Raw genomic sequence first — 858 nt, forward strand, 5'->3', positions numbered from 1 at the left:
ACAGATAGGCGCGATCTTGACACTCTCACCTGACGAGCGGGTCAGCCGGACCGCCGCTGATGCGATGAAGGGGCGGGAACCTGTCCTTTTATTCGCAGGATCTCGTCGTCCGGTTCGGGTGCGGTAGGCCTGTGTCGAGCAGCGGGGTGGAACGGGCCAGCACGATGTGCTGGGAGCGTGCGGCCTGGCTGAGCCGCCGCGGCCGGCAAGGGATCGGCCGGCCGGCCAGCCCGGCGCAGGGGAAGACCAACGCCGAGCTCACGCTGGAACGCGCAGTATGAGAGCTTCTCCTTGGCCACCGCCGCGAACGCCTCGTTGATCTCGTAGAGGTTCACGTCCGCGGGGGTCAGCCCCTCCTTGCGCAACGCGGCCGCGATCGCGTTCGCGGGTTGGGACAGCAGCGAGGCGTCCGGGCCCGCGACAAAGCCATGGTGACCGATCTCAGCGAGCACGGGGAGACTGAGCTCGTTCGCCTTCACCCGGCTCATGACGACGACGGCCGCGGCACCGTCGGAGATCTGGGAAGCCGAGCCGGCGGTGATCGTGCCGTTCGGGGCGAACGCGGGGCGCAGCCTGGCCAGCGCCTCCGCCGTGGTGTCACCCCGCACGCCCTCGTCCTGCGTCACCAGCACAGGCTTGCCACGGCGCTTGGGCACCTCGACCGGGACGATCTCGTCATCAAGACGATCTCGTCATCGAACAGACCGTTCCTCATGGCAGCGGCGGCGCACCGGTGCGACCGCGCGGCGAACTCATCCTGCTCGGCTCGGCTGATGCCCTGACCCTCCATGTGTCGCTCAGTGGAGGGTCCCATGCCCGTCCAGTCGAAGGCGCAAAAGAGAGCGTCACTAGGGCATG

At 68.2% G+C, this 858-nt stretch carries 1 pseudogene; it reads right to left on the reverse strand.

Annotation, left to right across the window (positions count from 1 at the left end):
- Nucleotides 1-248: 248 nt before the first annotated feature.
- Nucleotides 249-858: pseudogene (locus tag ACY45C_RS20705) on the reverse strand (thiolase family protein); the annotation flags it as partial.

The organism is Frankia sp. CcWB2 (genome assembly GCF_977927585.1).